Origin of the sequence: Flavobacterium olei (assembly GCF_039749035.1) — a bacterium.
Lineage (GTDB): Bacteria > Bacteroidota > Bacteroidia > Flavobacteriales > Flavobacteriaceae > Flavobacterium > Flavobacterium olei.
Genome location: NZ_JBDKWC010000003.1, coordinates 497151 through 497453, shown reverse-complemented (window position 1 = coordinate 497453; position 303 = coordinate 497151).

Genomic DNA, 303 nt, shown 5'->3' with positions numbered 1-303 from the left:
TGAAAGTTCTGTTGAAAGTTCTGTTGAAAGTTCTGTTGAAAGTTCCGTGTTGAAGTTTCTGTTTTGAAGTTTCTGTTTTGAAGTTTCTCTTCGAAGTTTCTATTTGAAGTTTCTATTTGAAGTTTCTATTTGAAGTTTCTATTTGAAGTTTCTGTTTTGAAGTTTCTGTTTTGAAGTTTCTGTTTTGAAGTTTCTGTTTTGAAGTTTCGCTTCGAAGTTTCTATTTGAAGTTTCTATTTGAAGTTTCTATTTGAAGTTTCTATTTGAAGTTTCTATTTGAAGTTTCTATTTGAAGTTTCTATT